This is a genomic window from Sphingopyxis sp. USTB-05 (assembly GCF_023822045.1).
GTDB lineage: Bacteria > Pseudomonadota > Alphaproteobacteria > Sphingomonadales > Sphingomonadaceae > Sphingopyxis.
The window spans coordinates 680,627-705,408 of the sequence record NZ_CP084712.1 but is presented as its reverse complement, the minus strand read 5'-3'; the positions used below and the strand labels follow the sequence as shown (position 1 = coordinate 705,408).

Annotated in this window: 22 protein-coding genes; 5 read left to right on the top strand and 17 right to left on the bottom strand. The window is 64.6% G+C overall.

Annotated elements, in window-relative coordinates; translation table 11 throughout:
* Positions 1–130: 130 nt before the first annotated feature.
* Positions 131–2,722, bottom strand: a complete 2,592-nt coding sequence (gene pepN, locus KEC45_RS03055) for an aminopeptidase N (protein ID WP_252171480.1) — start codon at positions 2,720–2,722, stop codon at positions 131–133.
* A 46-nt stretch (positions 2,723–2,768) separates the two neighbouring features.
* On the opposite strand from pepN, the gene KEC45_RS03050 reads away from it, so the two are divergent.
* Positions 2,769–3,560, top strand: a complete 792-nt coding sequence (locus KEC45_RS03050; protein ID WP_062184373.1) for an NAD(P)-dependent oxidoreductase — start codon at positions 2,769–2,771, stop codon at positions 3,558–3,560.
* Here KEC45_RS03050 and KEC45_RS03045 read toward each other — a convergent pair.
* The 15 genes from KEC45_RS03045 to KEC45_RS02975 form a co-directional block, all read right to left on the bottom strand.
* Positions 3,557–4,822 (bottom strand): DUF445 domain-containing protein, encoded by a 1,266-nt coding sequence (locus KEC45_RS03045; protein ID WP_062184376.1) that lies wholly within the window; start codon positions 4,820–4,822, stop codon positions 3,557–3,559. The genes KEC45_RS03050 and KEC45_RS03045 overlap by 4 nt on opposite strands.
* 70 nt (positions 4,823–4,892) lie before the next feature.
* A complete protein-coding gene (locus KEC45_RS03040; RefSeq protein ID WP_252171479.1) occupies positions 4,893–8,309 on the bottom strand; it encodes an efflux RND transporter permease subunit in 3,417 nt (1,138 codons plus the stop codon).
* A gap of 48 nt (positions 8,310–8,357) precedes the next feature.
* A complete protein-coding gene (locus KEC45_RS03035; RefSeq protein WP_062184381.1) occupies positions 8,358–9,524 on the bottom strand; it encodes an efflux RND transporter periplasmic adaptor subunit in 1,167 nt (388 codons plus the stop codon).
* A gap of 311 nt (positions 9,525–9,835) precedes the next feature.
* Positions 9,836–10,108, bottom strand: coding sequence for a GlsB/YeaQ/YmgE family stress response membrane protein (locus KEC45_RS03030; RefSeq protein WP_193749200.1), 273 nt, complete (start codon positions 10,106–10,108; stop codon positions 9,836–9,838).
* A gap of 117 nt (positions 10,109–10,225) precedes the next feature.
* Positions 10,226–10,489: a GlsB/YeaQ/YmgE family stress response membrane protein gene (locus KEC45_RS03025; protein WP_062184385.1), complete on the bottom strand. Its 264-nt coding sequence runs from the start codon at positions 10,487–10,489 to the stop codon at positions 10,226–10,228.
* A gap of 1,061 nt (positions 10,490–11,550) precedes the next feature.
* Positions 11,551–12,672, bottom strand: a complete 1,122-nt coding sequence (locus KEC45_RS03020) for a DUF2853 family protein (RefSeq protein WP_083435942.1) — start codon at positions 12,670–12,672, stop codon at positions 11,551–11,553.
* Positions 12,673–12,799: 127 nt separating this feature from the next.
* Positions 12,800–13,789 carry a quinolinate synthase NadA gene (gene nadA, locus KEC45_RS03015; protein WP_062184388.1) on the bottom strand — a complete coding sequence of 330 codons (990 nt, stop codon included), beginning with the start codon at positions 13,787–13,789 and terminating at the stop codon, positions 12,800–12,802.
* A 71-nt stretch (positions 13,790–13,860) separates the two neighbouring features.
* Entirely contained in the window at positions 13,861–14,571 is a 711-nt protein-coding gene (locus KEC45_RS03010) for a hypothetical protein (protein ID WP_062184391.1), read from the bottom strand.
* Between the two features lie 66 nt (positions 14,572–14,637).
* Positions 14,638–15,273: a DUF4230 domain-containing protein gene (locus KEC45_RS03005; protein WP_062184394.1), complete on the bottom strand. Its 636-nt coding sequence runs from the start codon at positions 15,271–15,273 to the stop codon at positions 14,638–14,640.
* On the bottom strand, positions 15,270–16,055 hold the full coding sequence (locus KEC45_RS03000; RefSeq protein ID WP_252171478.1) for a hypothetical protein: 786 nt from the start codon (positions 16,053–16,055) through the stop codon (positions 15,270–15,272). The genes KEC45_RS03005 and KEC45_RS03000 overlap by 4 nt, the downstream gene beginning before the upstream one ends.
* Positions 16,040–16,957, bottom strand: coding sequence for an MBL fold metallo-hydrolase (locus tag KEC45_RS02995; protein ID WP_062186777.1), 918 nt, complete (start codon positions 16,955–16,957; stop codon positions 16,040–16,042). Before KEC45_RS02995 ends, KEC45_RS03000 begins: the two co-directional genes overlap by 16 nt.
* A 165-nt stretch (positions 16,958–17,122) precedes the next feature.
* Positions 17,123–18,808: a M56 family metallopeptidase gene (locus KEC45_RS02990; protein ID WP_252171477.1), complete on the bottom strand. Its 1,686-nt coding sequence runs from the start codon at positions 18,806–18,808 to the stop codon at positions 17,123–17,125.
* Positions 18,805–19,173, bottom strand: a complete 369-nt coding sequence (locus tag KEC45_RS02985) for a BlaI/MecI/CopY family transcriptional regulator (protein WP_062184403.1) — start codon at positions 19,171–19,173, stop codon at positions 18,805–18,807. Before KEC45_RS02985 ends, KEC45_RS02990 begins: the two co-directional genes overlap by 4 nt.
* 454 nt (positions 19,174–19,627) lie before the next feature.
* Entirely contained in the window at positions 19,628–20,473 is an 846-nt protein-coding gene (locus KEC45_RS02980; protein ID WP_252171476.1) for a hypothetical protein, read from the bottom strand.
* A gap of 94 nt (positions 20,474–20,567) precedes the next feature.
* Positions 20,568–21,836 (bottom strand): S8 family serine peptidase, encoded by a 1,269-nt coding sequence (locus KEC45_RS02975; RefSeq protein ID WP_062186779.1) that lies wholly within the window; start codon positions 21,834–21,836, stop codon positions 20,568–20,570.
* A gap of 111 nt (positions 21,837–21,947) precedes the next feature.
* Between KEC45_RS02975 and KEC45_RS02970 the strand changes: the two genes are divergently transcribed.
* Both KEC45_RS02970 and KEC45_RS02965 read left to right on the top strand, forming a co-directional pair.
* A complete protein-coding gene (locus tag KEC45_RS02970) occupies positions 21,948–22,436 on the top strand; it encodes an RNA polymerase sigma factor (protein ID WP_062184410.1) in 489 nt (162 codons plus the stop codon).
* Entirely contained in the window at positions 22,433–23,134 is a 702-nt protein-coding gene (locus KEC45_RS02965) for an anti-sigma factor (protein ID WP_062184413.1), read from the top strand. Before KEC45_RS02970 ends, KEC45_RS02965 begins: the two co-directional genes overlap by 4 nt.
* Before the next feature lie 4 nt (positions 23,135–23,138).
* On the opposite strand, the gene KEC45_RS02960 is transcribed toward KEC45_RS02965, so the two are convergent.
* Positions 23,139–23,576, bottom strand: a complete 438-nt coding sequence (locus KEC45_RS02960; protein ID WP_062184416.1) for an Rrf2 family transcriptional regulator — start codon at positions 23,574–23,576, stop codon at positions 23,139–23,141.
* Positions 23,577–23,677: 101 nt separating this feature from the next.
* Here KEC45_RS02960 and KEC45_RS02955 point away from each other — a divergent pair, with 101 nt between their 5' ends.
* The gene (locus KEC45_RS02955) at positions 23,678–24,073 is read left to right on the top strand and encodes a group III truncated hemoglobin (protein WP_062184419.1); all 396 of its coding nucleotides are present in this window, start codon (positions 23,678–23,680) and stop codon (positions 24,071–24,073) included.
* A 19-nt stretch (positions 24,074–24,092) separates the two neighbouring features.
* The gene (locus KEC45_RS02950; RefSeq protein ID WP_062184422.1) at positions 24,093–24,779 is read left to right on the top strand and encodes an alternative oxidase; all 687 of its coding nucleotides are present in this window, start codon (positions 24,093–24,095) and stop codon (positions 24,777–24,779) included.
* Positions 24,780–24,782: the final 3 nt, after the last annotated feature.

Here is a 24,782-nt window from a genome sequence, read left to right as displayed (position 1 = left end):
TCACCGCCAATCTGGATGGAATGACGGGAACCGACCGATTGCCGCGCTATCTTTCCTCGTCATCCCGGGTCAAGCCCGGGATGACGGAAGTGGGGTAAACGCAAGACAGCTCCCCACCGCCTGCCGGACATCAACCCAAAAGGCTCTTCGACGCCTGTTCGGTCACGTCGCGCGACAGGCCGGGCTGCGCGAGGATGCGTTCGAGTTCGGCGCGCATCAGCGCCAGCCGCGCGTCGCCGAAACGTTTCCAGCGGCCGAGCGGGGGGATCATCTTTGCCGCGGTCTGCGGGTTCTTCGGATCGAGCGCGATGACGAGATCGGCGATCAACCGGTAGCCCGCACCATCGGCACGATGGAACGCCGCCTGATTGCCCGTCAGCGCACCATAGAGCGAGCGGACGCGGTTCGGGTTCGCCAACGTGAAATCGGGATGCTGCGCAAGGCCCTTCACCGCATCGACCGTGTCGGAACGCAGCGACCACGCCTGTACCTGGAACCATTTGTCGAGCACGAGCGGATTGTCGCGATAGCGTTGATAGAAGATGTCGAGCGCATGAGCACGCTCATCGCTGTCGCCGTGCGCGAGCGTCGCCAATGCCGCCTGCCGTTCGGTCATGCCGTCGGCATTGGAGAAGATGTCGAACGCAAGCGCGGGCGCATCGTCCGCCCCGGTGGCTGCGAGATAGGCAAGCGCAACGCCGCGCAGGCGGCGGCCGCCCTTGGCCTTGCGCGATAGGTCGGTCGCGGGCGGCGCCTTGCCGGCAAGGATGGACCGCCATTCGCTTTCGAGCGCGGTGCCGATCGCCGCCTGCAACGCGAGCCGTTCGCGGCGGATCGCGTCGGGATCGACGGTGAGCATCTGGTCGCCGATGAAAGCTTCGCTGGGCAGCAGCACCGCTTCGGCAACGAAAGCCGGATCGCTGGCCGCCCCCGCGAGCGTCTGCCCGACGGCGTCGATCACCGCGCGGCGGTCGCCCGCCTCACCCGATACCGCGGCGACAAGCGTGTCGAGCATGAGCTGCTGCAACGCTTCGTAGCGCGCGAACGGATCATCGTCATGCGCGGCCAGCCAGGCGAGTTCGCCGGGGCCACGTTCGAAATCGACGATGATCGGTGCGGAGAAAGTGCGGTTGACCGACAGCGCCGGGCGCGCCGCAAATTGTCCAAGCGTGACACGCTGTGTTGCGCCGGTTACCGTGACCAGCGTGTCGGCAAGCGCGTCGCCGCTGCCGTCCATCGCAAAGGCAGCCAGGCGCAGCGGCAGCATCATCGGCTGTTTCTCCGGCTGGCCGGGCGTCGGCGGCACCATCTGCACGATATCGAGCGACCAGTCGCCAGCCTCTTCGACCAGCGAAAGCTTCAGCCGCGGTGTCCCCGCCTGTTCGTACCAGCGGCGAAACTGCGCGAGGTCGATGTCCGCGCCGTCCTCGATCGCGCGCACGAAATCCTCGCACGTCGCTGCCTCGCCGTCGTGACGGTCGAAATAGAGGTCGGTGCCTTTGCGGAAGCGTTCGGGTCCGACCATCGTCGCCATCATGCGGATGATCTCGGCGCCCTTGTTATAGATGGTCGCGGTATAGAAATTCGAGATTTCCTGAAAGCTGTCGGGGCGGATCGGATGCGCGAGCGGCCCCGCATCCTCGGGGAATTGCGCGGCGCGGAGAAGGCGGACATCCTCGATCCGCTTGACCGGCGGCGAGCCCATATCGGCGGAGAAATTCTGGTCGCGAAAGACGGTGAAACCCTCTTTCAGGCTGAGCTGGAACCAGTCGCGACAGGTGACGCGATTGCCCGACCAATTGTGGAAATATTCGTGCGCGACGACGCCCTCGACACCATCATAATCGACGTCGGTCGCGGTGTCGGGGTCGGCAAGGATATAGCGGGTGTTGAAGATGTTGAGGCCCTTGTTCTCCATCGCTCCCATGTTGAAATCGCTGACCGCGACGATGTTGAACAGGTCGAGGTCATATTCGCGGCCATAGACCTCCTCGTCCCATTTCATGCTGTCCTTCAGCGCCTGCATCGCGTGGCCGGTGCGATCCTGATCGCCGCCGCGAACCCAGATGCCCAGTTCGACCTTGCGACCCGACATCGTCGTGAAGCTATCCTTGTTGACGACAAGGTCGCCGGCGACGAGCGCGAACAGATAGGAGGGTTTCGGCCAGGGGTCTTCCCACAGCGCCCAATGATCGCTCCCCGCTTCGCCCTGATCGATGCAATTTCCGTTCGACAGCAGGATCGGGAACGCCGCCTTGTCGCCCTGCATCCGCACCTTGTAGCGGCTGAGCACATCGGGGCGGTCGGGATGAAAAGTGATGCGGCGAAAGCCCTCGGCCTCGCACTGGGTGCAGAGCAGGCCGCCCGATGCATAAAGCCCCGAAAGCTGCGTATTCGATGCGGGGTCGATCACCGTATCGACCTCGACCGTCGCCGCGGTCCGTTCGCCGAGATCAACGACCAGGTCGCCGCCGTCCATCCGCCAGTCGTTCCATACCTCGCCATCGACGCGTACCGCCGCCGCAGTCAGCCCGTCGCCGCGCAGCAGCAGCGGCACCGGCGCATCGGCATCGCGCACCACCGACAGCGTCGCGCGGACCTTCGTCGCGTCGATCCCCAGCGCGAAATCGAGCGCGATGTCGGGGATCTGCCATTCGGGCGCGCGATAGTCGCTGCGATAGATGGTGACGGGAATGGCGGGCGTAGAGGAAGCGTCGGTCATCCGATCGATCTAGGCACAGCGCCGCCGACGCGCAATAAGGCGCGCGATGGGACAGATGCTGATTTTCGGAATGGGCTATGCCGCGAGCCACCTCGCCGGACGCTTGCGCGCGCGTGGCTGGGACGTGGCGGGGACGACACGCGACGGCCGCGAGGGCAGCATCGCGTTCGACAATGAGATCGCCGTGCGGCGTGCGGTTCGCGAGGCGACGCATATCCTGTCGTCGGTGCCGCCCGTCGAAGGGGTAGACCCCGTCCTCGCCCGCTATGGCGAGGCGATCGCCCTCTCCGCCTCGATATGGACCGGCTATCTCTCCTCGACCGGCGTCTATGGCGATACGGGTGGCGCGTGGGTCGACGAAAGCGCGCCGATCAAGGGCCGCCGCGCGGATCGCAATGCGGCAGACGCGGCATGGCGGGACTTGCGCAGCGACGTTCGCATATTTCGCCTTCCGGGCATCTACGGACCCGGCCGCTCGATCCTCGGGCGCATCGCCGAAGGCCGCGCGCACCGCATCGACGTGCCCAGCCAGGTCTTCAGCCGGATTCATATCGACGATATCGCGGGCGGCGTCATGGCGTCGTTCCGCGGGCAAGCGGGCGTCTATAACCTCGCCGACGACGAACCCTGCCATCAGAACCGGCTCGTCGAATGGGGCTGCACAATGCTCGGTGCGCCATTGCCGCCGCTGCAATCGCTCGGCGAAGCCGGCCTGTCGCCCGCCGCTCGCGCTTTCTATGCCGAGAATCGCCGTGTGGCGAACGGCAAGGCGAAGCGGCTGCTCGGCTGGGCGCCGCGCTATCCGACCTTTCGTGAGGGGCTGGCGGCGAGCGCCTAGATCAGCACGTCGACCGTGTGGATCAGCACGCCGACCAGGCCGCCGACGAGCGTGCCGTTGATACGGATATATTGCAGGTCGTCGCCGACAGCATTTTCAAGCCGGTCGGTGATCGTCTTCGCATCCCAGCCGCGGATCGTGTCCGACACCAGCTTGAGCGCGGTTTCGCCATAGCTGTCGACCATGCCGACGACGGCGCGGCGGGCGTAGCGGTTGAGCGTGCGCTTGATCCCCGCATCCTCGCCAAGCATCGCGCCGAACTGCGTGACGAGTTCGCCGATGCGGCCGGCGAGCATCGTGTCGGGGTTGCGCGCGGCCTTGAGCAGCGCGGTGCGGCCCTGTTCCCACAGGCCGTCGAGCCAGCGCTTGACCGCCTTGTTTTCGAGCAACTCGTCACGAACCTTCGCGACCTTCGCCTTCACTTCGGGGTCGTGCTGCAGGTCGAGCGCCATCTTGGCGAGCCCTTCCTCGACACGGATGCGCAGCGGGTGCGTTTCGTCGACCGCCATTTCGCTGAGCAGCTTCGACAGGCCCGCGACGATGCGGTTCGAGATGCTTTCGTCCAGCCCGGTGAAGCGCACGATCGCGTTCGAATTGTCGTGCACCATCTGGTGGATCAGATGCTCGTTGAGTTCGAGCGTCTTCGACCCCCATTTGACCATCGCATCCAAAAGCGGTTGATGCCGCCCCTCGGCCAGCGCCGCCTGCAGCGCCTGTCCAAGCAGGGGCGCGACGTCGAGTTCGCGCAAGCGATCGGCGATCGCCGATTTGACCATGCCGCCCAGACGCTGCTGATCGAGTGCGCCAAGGCCGTCGGCAATGATGCGCGACGCACCGAGGCGAAGCCGCCCGCCGCCCTCGCCCGGTTCGGACAGGAATTTGCCGACCGCGCCCGCGACGTCGACCGCTTGCATCTTGCGTGCAATCAGGCGCGGCAGCAGGAAATTGGTGAGCAGAAAGCGCGCGAGCGTGTCGCCGATGCGGTTCTTGTTGCGCGGAACGATGGCGGTGTGCGGGATCGGCAGCCCCATCGGGTGGCGGAACAGGGCGGTGACCGCGAACCAGTCGGCAAGCCCACCGACCATCGCCGCCTCGGCAAAGGCGCGGAGAAAGCCGATCGCCGGATTGACGTCCTGAAAATATTTCGCGCCGATGAAGACAAAGGCCATGACGACGAGCAAGCCCGTCGCAACGACGCGAATGTTCGATGCTCTGGCCGGAATGGCGACACCAATCGGCAGGGAGAGCGTGCGGTCGGTCATGCAAACCAAATGGCGAAATGCCGCAAAGGTTGCAACCGGCGCAGTGGCTTACCGCGCCGGCCGATCCCCATTACTCCGCCGGTTCGGGGGTCGGCGCCCCGTGCGGTTTCGTATCGTCGCCCTTCCGATAGGTGAGCAGGTTGCTCGAGAAGAAGCGGCCAAGGCGCTTTTCGATGCTGTCGGCAAGGCTGAAGCCCGCCGGAACGATGAGCAATGTGAGCATGGTCGACAGGATCAGGCCCCCGATCACGACGACGCCCATCGGCTGTCGCCAGGCACCGTCGCCCGACAGCGACAGCGCGGTCGGCACCATGCCCGCGACCATCGCGACCGTCGTCATGACGATCGGCTGCGCGCGCTTGCGCCCGGCATCGAGCAGCGCGGCATCCTTCTCGACGCCATGGTCCATCTCCTCGATCGCGAAATCGACGAGCAGGATCGAGTTTTTGGCGACGATACCGAGCAGCATGAGCAGGCCGATATAGACGGGCATCGAGACTTCCATGCCGGTGATCCAGAGGCCGAGCAGCCCGCCCAGCGGCGCGAGCAGCAACGACGACATGTTGACCAGCGGCGACAGGAATCGGCGATAGAGCAGCACTAGCGTCGAGAAGACGAGCAGGAGTCCGGAGACGACAGCGATCATGAAGTTGGTGATCAGTTCGGCCTGCCACTTGGCATCGCCCTGGATCACCTTGCGGATGCCCTGCGGCATCGTCTTGACCGCGGACAGCGCATCGATCTTTTTCTGCGCGTCACCCGTCACCAGCCCCGGCGCCAGGTCGGCACCGATCACGATGCGCCGCGTCTGGTTGTACCGGCGCAGCTCGGTCGGCCCGGCACCGAAACCGATCACCGCGACCGATTTCAGCGGCACCGTCGTTCCGCGCGCAGTCGGCACGGGCAGATTCTCGATCGTCGCAAGGTTGCGGCGCGAATCTTCGGACAGCAGCACGCGGATCGGGATCTGGCGATCCGACAGCGAGAATTTCGCGGCGTTCTGATCGATGTCGCCGAGTGTCGCGATGCGGATCGTCTGACTGAGCGACGAGGTCGTCACGCCGAGTTCGGCAGCGAGATCGAGCCGGGGCGTCACGATGATTTCGGGACGCGGGATATCACCCTCGATCCGCGAACCGCGAAGTTCCTTCAACTTTTCCATCTGCGACACGATCAGGCGCGCATGTTTTTCGAGCGCGACCGGATCGTCGCCGCCGATCACGAAAGTGATGTCGCGTCCCGAGAAACCGCCCGACTGGCTCTGGAAATTCACGCGCGCGTCGGGGATCGCCGCCATTTTGGGCTGCAGGCTGCGTTCCCAATCTACACTGGTGACCTCGCGGTCCTTCTTCAGCGTGATATAGACACCGCCGTCGCCGACATTCACTTCGTAAAAGGCGTTTGCGACAGTCTTGTCCTTTGCCAGGATCGCGTTGATCTGGTTCGAGATATGCTCGCTCTGCGCCAGCGTCGAACCCGGCGGCAGTTCATAACGGATCTGGCTATAGTCGCTGTTGATCGTCGGCTGGAACTGCTGCGGCAGGATCATCAGCAACACAACGCTCAGCCCCAGCGACAGGACGCCGATGCCGACGATCCAGACGCGATGGTCGAACAGGCGCGCCCAGGCGCGCTGGACCATGAACTTCGCCCAGTTGGTGATGCCCGGCCCACGCACCCCCACCACCCAGGCAAGCGCACCGAGCAGGATGATGAGCAAGGCGACGCCCAGATAGGTCATGATTGCTTCGACCGGCGTCTTCAGCAGGAAGTACATCGCCGTATTGGGCTTGTCCTGCCCGATCGGCACCGGCTGGAAATAGGCATAGATTGCGTAGAGCACCGACAGCCCGGCAAGGATCAGCGGAACCGCCAGATAGGCAAGCTTCGTCGGGTGCGCCTCGTAACGCGCACGCACCGCATGATGCTTTCGATTGTCGAGCGTCCAGGCAAGGATGCGCTCATAACGGTCGACCCATGGGCCGGACGCATGGTCCTGCTCGCCCTGCGCCGACAGGAAATAGGCGGCGATCATCGGCGTGATCATACGCGCGACCGCAAGGCTGACGAGCACCGCGAATACGACGGTCAGGCCGAACTGGATGAAGAACTGGCCCGAAACCCCCGGCATCAATGCGACGGGCAGGAACACTGCGACGATCGACATCGTCGTCGCGACGACCGCCAGGCCGATTTCGTCGGCCGCGTCGATCGACGCCTGATAGGCGGTCTTGCCCATGCGCATGTGTCGGACGATATTCTCGATCTCGACGATCGCGTCGTCGACGAGCACGCCGGCCACCAAGCTCAATGCGAGCAGCGACAGCCCGTTCAGCGAAAAGCCCATCAGGTCCATGAACCAGAAGGTCGGGATTGCCGACAGCGGGATCGCGAGCGCGCTGATCAACGTCGCACGCCAGTCGCGCAGGAAGAGGAACACGACGACGACGGCGAGCACCGCGCCTTCGATCATCGCCAGCATCGAGCTGCGATATTGTTCCTTCGTATATTCGGTCCGCGTGAACAGGATCTTGAATTCGACCTGCGGGTTCGACTTCTTGATCTCGGCGAGTTTCTTCATCGTCTCGTCGTGGATCGTGACGTCCGACGAGCCCTTCGCCTTCTCGATCGAGAAAGAAAGCACCTGCTTGCCCTCGATCTTCGCAAGGTTGCGCTGCTCGGCATAGCCATCGGTGACCTTCGCGACATCGGCGAGGCGGATGGTGCGGCCGTTGCCGATCGAGATGCGCGTTTCGCCGAGCTGGAAAGCGTTTTCGGCGTTACCGAGCACGCGTACCGCCTGTTCGGAACCGGCGATTTCGGTGCGCCCACCCGCGGCATTGACGTTCACTTGCCGCAGTTGCTGGTTCAACTGACTCGCCGTCAGGCCATAGCTTTGCATGCGTGCGGGATCGAGGATGACGCGGATTTCGCGATTGACGCCGCCCGAACGGCTGACCTTCGCCATGCCGGGGATCGAAAGCAGTTCCTTCGCGACCGTGTTGTCGACGAACCAGCTCAATTGTTCGAGCGTCATGTCGGACGTTTCGACCGCGAAATAGGTAATCGGGCCGCCCGCGGCGTCGACGCGAACGACCTGCGGCTCAAGAATGCCTTCGGGCAGATCGCTGCGGATCTGCTGCACGGCCTGATTGACGTCGTTATAGGCGCGGTCGATCGGGGTACCGATTGCGAACTGCACCATCGTGCGGCTGTTGCCCTCACCCACATAGGATGAAAGTTCATCGACACCGCTGACGGCGCGTACCGCAGCCTCGATGCGCTGGGTAACCTGCGTCTCCAGCTCCGACGGCGCTGCGCCGGGCTGGACCACGACCACCTGCACCATCGGAAATTCGACGTCGGGATTGTCGTTCACGTCCATCCGGTTGAAGCTGACGACGCCCGCCAACAGCAACAGAATGAACATCACGATCGGCGGCACCGGATTGCGGATGCACCAGGCGGAAATGTTGCGAAAGCTCATGATCAAACGCCCTTGTGCACTAAATCTCTATGCGTGCCGTTCGGCCGATTATTGCGAGGTTTTCTGAACCACCGGCTTCACCTTGTCGCCAGGGTTGAGGAACGCGCCAGCCAGCGCCACGACCTTTTCGGTGCCCGTCAGGCCCGACGCGATCGACACGCCGCCATCGGTCACGGTGCCGACCTTCACCGGCTGCCGCTTGATGACGTTATTGGCATCGACGATCAGCACGAAATTGCCCTCGGGACCGCTCTGCACCGCGCTTTCGGGAAGCAGCGGAGCTTCGGCGGTTCCCGCGATCAGCCGCGCGTCGGCGAAACCGCCCGGACGCAAAGCCTCGCTGTACGGGACCGCGATGCGGACCGTGCCCTGACGGGTATCCATGTTGATCACCGGCGACTTCTGCCAGACCTGCCCGGCAATCTGAGCATCGGTGCCGACCGGCGTCACCGTCGCGCGCGTACCGACCTTGACGCGGGCCAGATCGGCCTCTGCCATTTGCGCCAGCATCTCCATCTCGCCGCCGCGCGCCATCCGGAACAGGATGCCGCTGCCGGCGCCGACGATCTGGCCCGGTTCAACCTGGCGCGTCAGCACCAGGCCTGCCGCGGGCGCGACGATGTTCAGGCGCTCGTTGCGTGCGGTGGCCTCGCCATATTGCGCCTGCGCGACACGGACGCGCGCATTGGCGGCATCGCGCGTTGCGCGCTTGCGATCCATGTCGGCTTTCGAGATGAAGCCGCGTCCGACAAGCGCCTGCGCGCGTTCCAGTTCGGCTTGCGCCAGATTGGCATCGGCCTGCGCAACGCGGATCGATGCCGCGAGGCTCGCCGCCTGCTGCGTCTGCACCGAGCGATCGATGACCGCCAGCGCCTGTCCCGCGCCGACCCACTGGCCGGGCTCGACGAGCACGCGAACGACCTGTCCGCCCTCGCCCGCGACGCCGACCGGCATTTCGCGACGTGCCGCGATCGTGCCGTTGGCGGAAATCACTGCTTCGACCGACACACGGCCGGGAATGACCACGGTGACATTCGGGATCGCCGCCGCGCCCTGCCCTCCGGCATCAGCCGCGCCCTTGCCGTGGGTAAAGGCGTAATAGGTGGCGCCGAGCGCGAGCGCGATCAACACCAGCGCCACGATCAGAAATGTCCGTTTGCGGCGGCTGTCGTCCGCCTCCTGATAATAGCTCTGCGTGCCCGCCAGGCTGTCCATCGCTTCCACTTTCCGCTCGTAGTTCACGCCTAATCCTCCCTGTCTCGCGCGGCATACCGGCGCGGCAGGCGCAACCGCGCCTGTCCCCTCAACCCCGCACGACAGGATCAAATCCCGTATGAGGTGTATTACCTAATTAAATCACCACTGGCAAGAGGCGAAACTTCGCCATCCCCCCGCGCCCCGGATCGCGGCTCATAGGCTTGTCTTCGTACAATTTCCAGCGTTTACAGGCGTGAAAAAGGGCGGCGCGCCTTGCGGCGGCCGCCCCTTTCATCGCGCCGATCGCTTGACGGACCGGCGGTTGGCGATCAGCGAACCCGGCCGCGCCTGATGAGGTTTACGATCGCGAGCAGGATGATCGCGCCAATGAAGGCCGTTACCAGCGTCCGCCAATCGAAAGCGTCGCCGCGCAGGTGACCGCCGCCGAAGACACCGCCGAGCAACAGCCGGCCGAGGATTGAACCGACGCAACCGACAATGATGTTCAGAAAGATGCCTTGCTGGGCATCGGTGCGCATCACGATGCTGGCAAGCCAGCCGATGACGCCGCCCATGACAAGTGCGATAATGAAATCAATCATGTTCTGACCCCCTACGATCATTATGGCGCCTGATAGAACAGGCCCAAGGATGCTAACTCAAATATCTGCAATCGCCTAGTGAAATGGCGAAAGCGGATTTCTCGACCGCCCTGCGTTTCAGCGAACGCTGCCACGGCGGAAAAGGTTGATTATACCCAAAAGCACCACCGCGCCGATGAAGGCCCAGAGCAATCCTATCGGACTGAAGGCGTCGAGGCTGGCGCCCATGCCGAAGAAGCTGCCGAGGAAATTTCCGAGGAATGCGCCGACGATCCCGACAACGATATTCAGAATGATGCCCTGTTGCGCGTCGGTGCGCATGACGATGCTCGCCAGCCAGCCAATGATGCCGCCGACGATCAATGTGATGATCAGACCCATGTTTTTCCCTTCCCTGGCCCGGCCGGGAACACGCCGGCGACGGGCGATTATCGAAACGTCCGGTCGTGCCTGGACAACGCCTGAGCGATATCGAGACAATGCCGTTCGGAAGCGAAAGGTTCCCGGCCGGCCCGTGTGAGCTCGGCCGGGAAAGGGGGATCGGTTCCTGATCGGGAACGTCTCCGGGTCGCAAGACGCCACTAAGCAGCCGCGTTTGACGCTGGTGTGACGAAAGTCACAGGGTCGAAAATAAATGGAGGGTCCAGGGCCAGGGCCTGGCAGGTTGCGGTTGCGGTTGCGGTTGCGGTTGCGGTTGCGGTTGCGGTTGCGGTTGCGGTTGCGGTTGCGGACCGTGATGCGCGGCGTTTGGCGCGATGCGCAAACGAAATGGGGGCCGGCATCGCTGCCAACCCCCACTATCCGGCTTTGCCCCACGCACTCCGCTCCACTTCATCCCGGTCCGCTTCTCTTTCGATCAGCAGCCCGCAAAACGATGCGTTGCGGCGCACGCCGGAACAATCCGGCGACGGTTTGGTCGGCCCCCTTTCGGGGGCCGGCCGCACCTGGAAAGCCCTTCATCATCTCTTCCTGCGTCTGCCGAAGCAGTCGCTGCCCAAGCGATGGACTGCATTTCCTGTATCCGATCGGGTTCGCATCAACTCGTGGGAATCGCTACGTTCCGTGACCAGACTATCGTTAGAGTTCCTCGTCAATCCGTCCGTTCTCTTCTGGCTAGTCTTGCAACTACCCTTGATGTCCCGGTGGTCTGTCGTCTCTGTCTTCCGATGATTTGAAGCTGACATGAAGCTTTCGGGTCGCCAACAAAAAATGCGCGAAAACCCAGCCCGAACCGCGTGCGCTTGTGGATAAGTCCGGCATTAGCAACAAGCGGATTCATCGCAGCATTTTTGTAACAGCGATGCAGCATTTTCGGATTCAAAATCGGGACCGACTCGCGAAGCGGGGGGCCCGGGCCGAGTCGATTTTCGGTCCTGCGAGTCGCGACTCAACAAAAAAAAACGGGACCCGCGGGCCCCGCTTTCTTCACGCTCGATGAGCGATCAGCCCTTCACGGTAACCTCGACACGGCGCGCCGCCGAATTATCGGTTCCCGTGGTCGTCGCCTCGGCCGGCTTTTCGAGCAAGACCCGGTCGGCCGCGAAGCCGAGCTTCTCGAGCGCGGCCTTGACGCTCTGGGCGCGATTCTTCGACAATTCGGCGTTGGCCGCCGCGTTACCCGTCGGGTCATTATAACCCGACACCGCGATCGTCGCCGCCGGGTTGCCGTCGAGATAGGCCTTCACCGCCGATGCCGCGGTCGTCAGATCGTTCGACACCTCCGATTTGCCCGTATCGAAATAGACCGTCAGCATCGGTTTGCCCTCGCGGTCGGCCGCGACGACGCCGGAACCCTCGGGGATGGCAGCGACCGGGGCCGTTGCCGGTTCGGTGGGCGCGACGGTCTCGCTGATCGCGGCCTCGTCGGCGGCCGGGGCCACCGCGGCCTCCTGCTTCGAACAATAGCGCAGGCCAAAGAACAAAAGCGCCGCGAGCAACAGCAACAGCAAAAGCCATGGCAGCCACCCCAACCCACCCCCCTTCCCACTGTCTCCGTCTCCGCCCGAATAGGCTGTTTGCGGACTGGCTGCCGACGGAGCCGGAGCCGCCACCGACGGTGCGGGAGCAGGCGAAGCAGCGGGTGGCGGGGCCGCTGCAGCCGGAATGGCCGACGCACCGGCTAGACCCGCGGCGGCGAGCGGAACGGCCGATGTCGTGTCATCATCCTTGCCCGAATCGTCATCCGTACCGCCAACGGCTGCGAAGCCGGCAGCAGCGCCCGCCGCACCAGCCGCACCCGCAGCGCCGCCAAAGAGCGTGAGCAGGCCGAAATGTTGCGCGAGGAGATAATAGACGGTGACGCGGTTCTTGGTCCGGTCTTCCTTCATCCGTTCACCGACGCCTGCGATCGCTGCATCAAGCGTGGCATCGTCGTCGGTCAGCCCAAGCTTCTTTTTGAGGAAATTTTCGCGAACGCGGTCGGTTTCCTTTTTGTCGGAAAAGGAAACGAGCGAGGAGTCGCGGTTTCTGAGCGCTATGCCGAGATATTTGACGATCGCCGACACCACCGTCTCATCGGCGTCCGCGACATATTTCCTGACATCCGCCAGCCAATCTTCTGCCATGCGATTACCTCCTGCCAGACGCAAGAATTCGCCGTCAGACGCTCGCACGGGGGGCGAGACTCGCGCCTTAGGAGGCGGAACCTATATCATTTTTCGCGAATGCGACATCGCGGCCGGACATCGGAAGTTATCGCTTGCCGAGATCGCCCTTGCCGACCGTTCCCGAAGCCATTTCGAGCATCCGGTCGAGGCTCTTGCGCGCGGCGAGGCGGAGCCCTTCCTCCATCTCGATCTGCGGCTTGAGGTCGCGCAGCGCGATGTAGAGCTTTTCCATCGTGTTGAGCGCCATATAGGGGCAGATGTTGCAGTTGCAGTTGCCGTCGGCACCGGGGGCGCCGATGAAATTCTTCTCGGGCAACGCAAGTTCCATCTGGTGGATGATGTGCGGCTCGGTCGCGACGATCAGCGTGTCGCCGGGAAAGCTCTTCGCGAACTGCAGGATGCCGCTGGTCGATCCGACATAATCGGCGTGGTCGACGATGTGCGGCGGGCATTCGGGGTGCGCTGCAACCGGCGCGCCCGGATGCTGCGCCTTGAGCTTGATCAGTTCGGTTTCGCTGAACGCTTCGTGGACGATACACACGCCCGGCCACAGCAGCATTTCGCGGCCGAACTTGCGGTTGAGATAGCCGCCGAGGTGCCGGTCGGGGCCGAAGATGATCGGCTGGTCCTCGGGAATCTGACTGATGATCGTCTCGGCGCTCGACGAGGTGACGATGATGTCGCTGAGTGCCTTCACCGCTGCCGAGCAGTTGATGTAGGTCAGCGCGATATGGTTCGGGTGCGCTTCGCGGAAACGCTTAAACTGTTCGGGAGGGCAGCTATCCTCGAGGCTGCACCCTGCATCCATGTCGGGCAGGATCACGGTCTTTTCGGGGCTGAGTATCTTCGCGGTCTCCGCCATGAACTTGACGCCGCAGAACGCGATGACGTCGGCGTCGGTGTCGGCCGCCTTGCGCGATAGTTCGAGCGAGTCACCGACGAAATCGGCCAGATCCTGAATCTCCGGCTTCTGGTAATAATGCGCGAGGATGACGGCGTTGCGCTCCTTGCGCAGGCGCTCGATTTCGGCGCGCAGGTCGAGGCCCGAGAGATTCTCGCGAACGGGAGCAGTCATCGCTTTTCCTTATATGGCTTCAGCCTTGGCGCACCCCCTACACCGCTGCCCGCCGCAGGGCAATTCGGCTATCAACCGGCCAGCCGCTCCGCGAGCGCAATGACGGGGGGTGTCATCGCCAGCACGTAGATGGTGACGCGGACCGCGATGATAATCGCCGCGATCGCCTTTGTCGCCGGATGGACGCGGCCAAGCGTGCGGCGATCGTAGAGCGCGATGATGCCGACGACGCCAAGCTGGATCAGTCCGATGGGAATATCCGACCAGCCGATCATCAGCGGCATCGGCAGGATGCGGCCGAGCGCGGGTTCGAGAATGACGATCGTCGCGCCGATCATCAGGCGCCGATGCCATGCAGTTGTGTGCCGACGGCGGACCGCCGCCCATACCATCAGGCCGAAGACCAGCGACTCCACGGCCGTCAATGCCAGGAAATAGGGCGGAGTGAAAAAGGGCGGAAAGCGACCCAGGACGAGCGACGCGACGCCGGTAAAAATGCCGAGACAGGTTATGAGCATCGCAAGCGCCGCGCCAGCCCAGCCGAGTTTGCGATGAAGCGCGAGATTATCGCGCGAGACGAGCGTCGGCTGGACGATCAGCAGCGCAAGCCATGTCAACATGGCGACCCCGTGCAGATGGACCCAGAAGGGCGCCGCGACCGGATCGACGAAGCCCCTCAGCGCAAATTGCAGGAAACCGAGAACGATGAAGATTGCGAGGCCGATCGCCATGCGATGCCAAAAAAGCTCGGCGCGCGCGGCGCCGCCTGCGGTGCTAGCCATGCGAGTTCCCCCTGCCCGACCCGGAGGGAGAATAACGCAGCGTTGAAACGACGGAAAGCCCGGGATTTACCCAGTCGGGGCTTCGGCGAAACGCGCGGTGACCTTTGCATCGATCCCCGCTGCCTTCAGCGGCATCGCAAAGCTTTGTTCGACCGCGGTGCGTGCCGCACCTTGCGCAAGCCGCATCGGCGTCGCGCCCTTCGCCTGCGCGATCAGTTCTTCCTGCGCGCGCTTGCGGTTCGCGGCGTCGAGCGTGCGTTCGGCATCGGTTAGCGTCAGCAATATCTCGCCGTCGCGATATTCGCTGATCGCGTCGATATCGATTTCGGGCCCTGCGAGCCGGAGCGGCGGCAAGGTCACGGTGAGCGCGCTGGTCGTAGCATCCCAGTCGAGATCGGACTGTTTGAGTTTGCCGAGGTCGAGTTCGTAGCGCACCGTCCCCGGCATGATCAGCGTCTTCTTCGCGCTCAGCCCCAGCCGGCTCTGCGTCGAGGTCACGACCGCGACATAGCGCGCGGTGAAGGGAACGAGGACATTCTGTTCCTGCAGTCCCTGCAGGCTCGCCGCGACGACGGTTTCGGGATCATAGCCCTTTTGCCAGTCCTGCCAGGCCGCGATCGCCCACCAGACGGCGACGAGCAGCATTGCCGCGGCGGCGAGCAGGATCAGGCGGGGGGCGAGGCGCGCGGGGGACGTGGTCATGGGGTCGTATAATCCGAACAATCGGGCGCCGGCCGGTCCATTTCATAGCGCGACGTCGCGGGGTTATAGCGCAGCGTGCGTTCGTAGCTGCACTCGGGGTCCTTCTCATGAACGAGGTCGGCCGCTTTGAGGCGCTGGCCGCTGTTGTCTTGCGACCGGCGCGATGTACGCGGATAGGCGGTCGCGACCGCACGATATGTCAATGCGGGAAGCTCGCCGGCCTCGGCCGGCCCGGCGGACAGTGCGCCGGTGAAATTATAATCGTCGTGGCACGCCTCGCGCCGGTCCTTCATATCCTGCTCCGAAAAGCAGGCGCGGATCATCAGCGAGCTGTCCCAAACGACATCGAGCACCTCGTCACCGAGGCGCGTGTTCGAAGGCGTCGTGTCAAGGCGAAGCAAGTGCAGCCGGCTGCCGTTGCCACCGCCGCCCGAATACATCGCGGTTGCGCTGACAAGAACGCCCATCAGATATTGGCGGGAATCCGGCGCCGCGCCCTCCGGCGAAGGCACCGCTATCAGATTCGGCCACAGGTTCAGCGTCTGTCCGTCGCCCCGGGCAAAGGGCAGCGCGAGATCGTCGCCTTCGCCATTGTCCGGCGCCGAGAGGACAAGGCTGCTGTCGCCCGCATCCGTGCCCGGCACATCGAGGCACAGGCTTTTGTCGGGAAGGCATTTCCGGTCACCCTCGCCCGCGACAAGCGCGATGACGATGGGATCGGACGCGGCGGCAGGCTGCGCGACGGCGATCAAAAGCGGCAGCAGCATCAGGCGAGCATCCATTCGTCATTATCGTTGCGCACCGCGCCGCGCGTCTGGAGGTCGATCAGATGCGCGAGCACCGAGCGGCCGGCGGCACCGGTGAGCCGCGGATCCAGTCCCTTATACATATGCTTCACCATCTCCGGGATGACGCTTGTCCCCTTTTCGAGTTCCCGCAAGATTTGCCGCTCGCGCTGCTTGCGGTGGCCAAGCATGCCGCGCACCAGTTGTCGCGGCTTGGTCACCGCGGGGCCGTGTGCCGGGTAATAGACACGGTCGTCGCGGTCATAGAGCTTCGTCAGGCTCGCCATATAGGCCGCCATATCGCCGTCGGGTGGACTGACGACGCTTGTCGACCAGGCCATGACATGATCGCCCGTAAACAGCGCGCCGCTCTCTACCAGGCCGAAACAGAGGTGGTTCGAGGTATGCCCAGGGGTTGCCACTGCCTCCAACGTCCAGCCGTCGCCCGAAATGCGTTCGCCATCGGTGAGGATGCGATCGGGGGCATAGTCGGTGTCGAATGCCGAGTCCGCGCGCGGTCCGTCGTCGGACAGGGCAAGCGGCGCGCAGCCGATGATCGGCGCGCCCGTCGCCGCCTTCAGCGGCGCTGCCGCGGGACTATGATCGCGGTGGGTGTGGGTGCACAGGATCGCGGCGATGCGCTGGCCTGCGGTCGCGCGCAGGATCGCGTCGACATGCCCCACGCCGTTGATATCGGCGGGGTCGCCGATGCTGAGCCCCGATCCGGTCGGGCCGGGATCGATCACCGCGACGTCGCTGCCCGCCCCAACGATCCACGTCTGGGTTCCCGTGAAGGTATAGGGCGACGGGTTGGGCGCGAGCACGCGGCGGACCAGCGGCTCATGCTGTTCGCACTCGCCGGCGTGGATGCTGTCGGGCCAAGGCTTTTCTTCGCTCATGCCGCCCATGTGGCACCGCGCGCGACGAAGGAAAAGGGATGGGCGCGAAAAAGCGCACCCAAGAAGTGAGGGACGTGAAAAAGGGAGCGACATGGGCCGCCCCCTTTCCCGCCCCTGCCGCCGGCCCCACCGGGGAGCAAAGACCGGCGTAGAAGCTGCTCGAACCTAGTGGTCCGATTTCTCCATATCGGCGATCGCCTTGTCGAGGTCGGCTGCGACCTTGGCGCGCATGGCGTCAGACAGGTTGCTATTGCTCTCGCGGAAGCTTTCGCGCGCTTTCTTGAGTGCCGACAGATGCTGCGCCTTTGCCTCGGGACCATCGGAACATGTGATCATGACATAGCGGCTGCGCTTGCCGCCGATGACTTCTTCGCGGTCGACCGTCGGCGCCGCCTGCCCCGAACCGCAGCGCGCAACCGCGGCGGCATGGCCCTGTGCCTGCGCCCACGCTACGGGCGGACGGGGTGCCTTGGGGGGCAGCGGCGGCATCGGCGCCAGCGCGGTACGGAGCCGTTCCTTGCGCTTCGCTTCCAGCTTGTCGGCAATGGCATCGGCCAGCTTGCCGCTGATCCCCTGTTCTTTCAGCGTCGCGAGCACATCGTCGCGCGACAGGCTGCCCAGGGTCCGCACCTCGATCTGGCGTGCCTTGGGCGTCTTGCCGTCGGCCGGGGCGAACATCACCGTCTTCGCTTTCTCGCCCTCCCCGTCACTGCGGATGACGATCCGGTGCACTTCGCGTCTTTTTCCGTCGTCGGATGTCGTGACGCTTTCGGTCACATCGTCGCCGGTCGAAGTATAGACCATCGCGTCAGGTGCCGGCGGCGCTTCGGGCGGAGGCGGCGCATCGACAGGCGGCGGCGGAGCCGGCGGTTCGGGCATTTCGGTGATCTCGGCGCTGATCCTCGCCGCGCGGGCGGGGACGAGCGTCGCGGTCGTGGCCAGCATCGCGAGCGTCGCGCCGCCGATCAGCAGCCGGCCGGTCAGGCTGCGCTGTTTCGAAATATCCTTCTGCGTCAACATCGTCAGCCTCTCCTGCAGATTATCGTGGACCGCCATCGGCGCGGCGAGCGACAGGCGCGGGCCGACCGCGGCCTTCACGATCGCAGTGGCGTAGCGCGCGGTCCGTTCGCCCCGTTCTTCGCAGTCGGTCATCGTCAGCACGCGCGCGTCGCATGCCGCCTCCTGATCGAAACGAAAGGCGCGGATCGCGCGCCAGGCGAAGGGATTGAACCATTGGGCGGCGAGCAGCACGAGCGCCGCGCTGTTCGCCCACAGATCGCCATGGCGATGGTGCGACAGTTCATGGTCGATGGCGAGCGCGCGCTCTTCGGCAACATAGCGTGCAAAAAAATCGTGCGGGACGGCGACATAGCGCCGCCACAGGCCGAAGGCGACGGGGCCGTCGACCGCATCGGACATCACCAGCCGGATCTTTCCGATCGGCTCGAGTTCGACCGCCTCGCCCAGCACCGCACGGCGAAAACGCGCGTGCGAGATCATCGCGGTGGCCAGCACGGCGACCATTCCCACTGCCCATAGCGCGAAGAAAAGCGGAATCAGGTCGGCGAGCGACCAGAGCGGTTCGGCAACCGGTGCGGGTGCCGCAACGGGCAGGCCGACTGGAACTTCAACGACCGTAGCGATCGCCTGCTCTGACATCTCGACCACCGGGTCGGCGAATGGCAAGGGCGGCAGCACGAGCCGCAGCGCGGGCACGGCCCACAGGGCATATGTCAGCCGCGGACCGAAATGCCGCGCAAACGGCTTTCGAATGACCAGGATCAAAAGGACGAGAATGCCCGTCGTGACGAGCGTATCGGTCCACGCCTGAAGCAACATCGCGGCGCTCATGATTTGAGCTTCTTCAAGAGCGCTTCGATCTCGGCGATATCGGTGTCGGTCAGCGCCTCGCGGTCGGCGAGATGCGCGATCAGCGGGCTGACGCGGCCGCCGAACAACCGGTCGACGAAGCGCTGCGATTCCTCGCCGACGGCATCGGCGCGTTCGATGGCAGGGCTATAGAGATAACGCCGTCCGTCGGCTTCCGCCGTGACCGCGCCCTTTTGGACAAGCCGCGCGAGCAAGGTTTTCACCGTTGCCTGCGTCCAGCCGTTGATCTTGCCGATGCGCGAAGTCAGGTCGGCGGCTGTCTGCGGGGCTTTCTCCCACAGCGCCGACAGCACCTGCATCTCCGAATCGCTTGCTCGTTCTGCCATGCGGACCCCTCCCATTGGCACTGTCGATATGATGCGACTACAAATGTAGTCAATGGGCTGAACGCTTCCTGAACGAAGATGAACGGCCACCCCTCCGCCAGGATGCGTTGCTTGATGTGTCGGAATATTTGACATCGGGCGATGCCGGTAAGGAATTGCTAACCAGCGTCTCGGGCCCAAATCCGCGAACCCCGTAAAATGGCACGGCAATTGTATGGTATAAGATGTTCCCGAGTGTTCCGCTCAATGGAGCGGTGGGGGACATCAGTCTGGTCCCTGATGTCCCCTGCCCCCACCCGGGAAAACCCCACTTGCCCCCAATGCAGACGGGGGGCGGAGCGGCCGAAAGGCCCCGCCCCCCGGAAGCTTTTTCAGCCCAACGAAAAAAGGACGGACCGCAACGGCGGCCCGTCCAGAAATTTGGCCGCCGCGAACGGCGGCCACCCCATTTCGTTTATTCGGCTTCTTGCTGCTCAGCCTCTTTCTTGAGCTGACCCTTGGTCATTCCGGTAACGAGGACGTCGCCCGACCCGGCAAAGCTGGCGGCAGGCAGCGTCGCGACGCGGTCACCGACCTCGACCGTCACAGCCTGCACGACACCGCTGCCCGTCTGGCGCAATTCCTGGACATATCCGATCACCTTACCGCGCGCGTCGGTCACGGCCATGCCGGGTTCGACGGCGAACATTCCGGCGCCATTGGCCGCGCCGCTTCCCGCGGCGGCGAGTTGGCCGAGGCTGCCCTGGAAGCCGCCCGCGACCGATCCGGCACCACCCGCGCTACCTGAGACGCTCGACAGTGCGGAGCCCATCCGGTCACGGGCGGTCCCGACCGCACCGCGCGCGGTGTCGGTTGCGGTCGAAGCTGCACCCGTTGCAGTGCCAACAGCGCCGCGCGCGGTGTTGCCGACGAAATCGGTGCCCACCGCCTGCGCATCGAGGCTGCCGCCGCCCGACGCATTGCCTGCGCCTTCGGCGTTGCCGACGACGCTGTTGCCGAGCAGATTGCCGGCGCCATTGGCAGAGCCCTTGCCATTTGCATCGGCATTGCCCTTGCCCTGCACGCGTCCCGAGCGGCGGTCGACATGGGCGTCGCCGCGACCCGAACCGGCGAGTTCACCCGCCGTACCGAGCGTGCCGCCGATGGGGCCGGTCGGGTTGCCGAGCGTCCCGCCCAGCGTGCCGCCGAGGTTGCCGCCCAAGCCGCCACCGCCGCCAAGCAACTGTGCCGCGGCCGGAGCCGAAAAAGCCATGGCCGACGCGGCGAGCGCGATGGCCGAGATGAAGATGCGATTTGCCATTGTCCTACTCCTGAGTTTGCGGCCCGGAGGGGTTGGGCCTGGAGAGAGAACGATGGCGCGTTCGATTTTCTTCCGAAAAAAGTTCGCAGAGGGGTCAGCGGCCTCCGCAAGTCCCGCAAATCAGGCCATGGCCATAGATTTTGTCGCGCCCGGGCTTGCCCAGATCGCGGGCCTCCATGACGAGCGCCGCGACCGCCGGGCCGATGCGATCGATCGCAGGGACGGGATAACGCAGCGCGAGCCGTCCGGCGACAAGGGGCGCTGCAAAGGATGTGCCGCGGAGCCGATCGCTGCTTCCCACGCCGGTCGCCGCCAGCACCGCATCGCCCGGCGCGGCAAAATCGACATGTAGCGCGCGGCCGGCCTCAGGCAGCGCACGCCCCTTCGCGTCGATCCCGGTGACGGCGAATACGCCTTTATAGGAAGCGGGATAGGCGGGCGGCGCGGCCGGTCCGTCATTGCCCACCGCCGCAACGATCAACATGCCGCGTTGCTGCGCACGGCTGACGGCGGCGGAAAGCAGCCTGTTGTCCGGGCCGACAAGGCTGATCGTCGTCACCGCAACTCCGTTCTGCGCCAGCCAGCCGAGCGCGCGCGCGATGGCGCTGGCGTTGCCGCCGGCCGGATCGCTGCCATAGACATCGGCCGCGAGCAGGCGCTGACCGGGCGCCGCGCCCTGCACCGCCCCGCTGCCGACGAGCAGCGACGCGACCGCGGTGCCATGGCGGCTCGCCGACGGCGCGCCCTTGGCAAAGCCGCGTTGCTCGACGCGCCCCGCGACCGATGGATGCGCCGCGACGCCGCCGTCGATCAAGCCAAGGCTCGCCTTGCCGCCGCCTTGGGCGGCCGCGAGCGCGGCCCCCGGCAGCGCGCCTGCCGGGCCGCTTGGGAAATAGAGATTGTCGGCATCGACCTCGACGCCCGGCAGCAGCTTTGCGAGCTGTTTGCGCGCACGGGCGAGGCTGCGGCCATCGGGCACCCGAAAACGGGCGATATCGAGATCGAGCCCCTCGATACGCTCGCGGTCGATTAGCGCAAAACCCGCCTCGCCCGCCCGCGCGATCATCGCCGCATCGACCCCGCTCGCGACCAGGACGCCGCGCACCGCAGGCTCGCCGCGCTCGTCGAGTTCGATGCTGTCGCGATTGCCGCGAACCAGCGCAGTGATCCGGTCGAGCCGCAACTGCGTCAGATTGTCACCCATCACGGCGACGCGGCCAATATCGACTTCGGGCAGCGACGGCAGGGGACCGGCGGCGCCGGGAAGCTGGACTTGCGGCAGCGCGACCTGCGCCGCGACGCGCGCGTCGGTTCCGCCAAGCAAAAGGCAGAGCATCGCCAATGATGTCGTCCAATATCGCATCGCAAGCCTCTCAAGGATCGGCACGCTGGCCGGTTCCCGAAAAAATTTAGCAGGTCGCGGAATAAACGATAGAAGCCACTCGTTTCTTCCTCACACAATCGAAAGGCGACAATGCGCTTCGAAGAGGAACTGGTCGAATTGCTGCCCCGTCTGCGCAGGTTTGCGCGCGGACTGGCGCGCGATGCCAGCGACGCCGACGATTTATGCCAGGCGGCGATCGAACGCGCACTGAAATCGCAGGGACAGTGGCAACAGGGAACAAGACTGGATAGCTGGATGTATCGCATCACCCGCAATCTCTGGATCGACGAGCGCAGGGCCTCCGGCCGGCGCGGCGTCCATGCGTCGATCGACGAAAGCGTCACCCAGATCGCGGGCGATGGCATCGCCGAAGTCGAAGCGGGAACGCTGCGCGGCGATGTCGACGGCGCAATGGCGCGCCTTCCCGACGAGCAGCGCGAAGTGGTGATGCTCGTCCTCGTCGAAGGCTATGCGTACCGCGAGGCCGCCGACATATTGGAGGTGCCGATCGGCACCGTCACCTCGCGCCTCGCCCGCGGGCGCGAAACATTGATGCATCTGCTGGGAGAGGCCGCATGAGTTTCGATCCCGCCACCGTCGCCGCCTTTGTCGACGGCGAACTCGACGACCTGACCGCGCGGCGGATCGAACGCGAGGCGGAGGGCGACCCCGCGCTCGCCGCCGAAATCGCACGCCACCGAGCGTTGAAGGCAAAGCTGGCGGCACATTATGCGCCTGTTGCCGAAGAGCCGGTGCCCGAGCGACTGCGCGCGCTGCTGACCCCCGACGTTGCGGTCGATACCAGCCTTGCCACGCGGCGGGAGGCGAAGCGGGCGCGCTTCGCCCCGATCCATTGGGGCGCGATCGCGGCTTCGCTTGTGCTCGGACTTGCGCTGGGACTGCGGCCATGGGCACCCGCGGCCAGCATCGCCGAAGCGAACGGCGCAGTCGTCGCCGCAGGCCCGCTCGCCGATGCGCTCGACACACAGCTTGCCTCTAACCAGCCGCCCGATGCCGCGGTGCGGATCGGGCTCAGCTTTGAAGACAAGGCCGGGCGCTATTGCCGCAGCTTTGAAAGCGCATCGCTGGACGGTATCGGCTGTCGCGACAACGGACGTTGGCGTCTCGAACGGACGATGCGGGGACAAGCGGGCACCGATTATCGCCAGGCGTCGTCGGGCGAACTTGCCGCCGCCACCGCCGCGATGATGGGGGGCGATCCGCTCGACGCCGCCGCCGAGCGGCAGGCGCGCGACAAGGGTTGGGCGCGCCGCTGATCCGTCAGCTACGCGCGGGTTCGTCGATCCCGAACAGCGCCGCGAAATTCGCACGCTTGGCAAGCAGGTCGGCGAGGCTGTAACCGTCGAGCACGGCCATAAACGCCGCGAGCGCCTCGGCGAGCGCCCCGGTCAGACCGCACGCCGGCGCGATGATGCAGCTTGCGCAATCGACGAGATCGAATCCCTCCTCGGTATGGCGCACGACCGCGCCGACATTGATCTCGGCCGCAGGCTTCGCAAGCCGGATCCCGCCGAAGCGTCCGCGCACGCTTTCGAGATAGCCTGCGTTCACTAGGTCGTTGACGACCTTCATCAGATGGTTTTGCGAAATTCCATAGGCACGCGAAATCTCCGAGATCGGGCTCAGCCGCGCGTCATCCTGCGCGCCCACATAGAGGAGCACGCGCATCGCATAGTCGGTGTAGCGCGTCAGGCGCATCTTGGTCCTTCGAAATTTCCGTCACGCCATAATATGCATTTTTGTTGCATGTTTCAAATTTCGATCATACATGCGCTTTAGATACATGATTGGAGCGAGTCGTGAAACAGGACGACCAGATCGATGAAGCCGCGCTCGAGCGTTTGATTCCGGCCTTTTACGACCGCGTGCGCGCCGACGCCGATATCGGGCCGCTGTTCAACGCGGCGGTGCATGACTGGGCGGAGCATCTCGAAAAGCTCGTCGCATTCTGGTCGTCGGTGATGCTGACGAGCGGGCGTTACAAGGGCAGCCCGATGGCCGCACATCTTGCGCACAAGGAGGCGATCACTCCCGCGATGTTCGACCGCTGGCTGCAGATCTGGGCCGACACCACGAACGAACTGCTGGCCCCGGCCGCCGCGTCCGCGTTGCAGGCCAAGGCCGCGCGTATCGCCGAAAGCCTGCAACTCGCACTTTTTTTCCGCCTGAGCGACCCTGGTCGCCGTGCCGCCTGATTATTGAAGGAGAAGAGCCATGTCCGAAGCGCCTTTTGTCGACCTGAACGTCCACCATCGTCCGATCGATTTCTCCGACCGCATCGCATTCGGCTTTACCAAGATGCTGCGCCTTGCCGCCGACACTTTCTTTGCCAAGCGGTACGGCCACCGCGCGATCGTGCTCGAAACGGTTGCGGCGGTCCCTGGTATGGTCGGTGCGACGCTGGTCCACCTCAAGAGCCTGCGCCGGATGGAAGACGACAAGGGCTGGATCCGCACGCTGATGGAAGAGGCGGAGAATGAGCGGATGCACCTGATGACCTTTATCGAGGTCGCGAAACCGACCTTGTTCGAACGCCTCGTCATTCTCGGCGTCCAGTGGGTCTTCTACCTCGCCTTCTTCGCGCTCTACCTGATCAGCGCCAAGACCGCGCACCGGGTCGTCGGCTATTTCGAGGAGGAGGCCGTCATCAGCTATACGCTCTACCTTCAGGAAATCGACGAGGGCCGCAGCCCCAATCTGCCGGCGCCGGCGATCGCCAGACATTATTGGAAGCTCGCCGATGACGCGACGCTGCGCGACGTCGTTCTCGTCGTCCGCGCCGACGAAGCACACCACCGCGACGTCAACCACGGCTTCGCCAGCGAACTCGCCGGGATCGAACCCGCGGCGCAGGTCGCCCCCTACCCCGAACATGCCGACGAACTGCGGATCGCGGCCTGAACA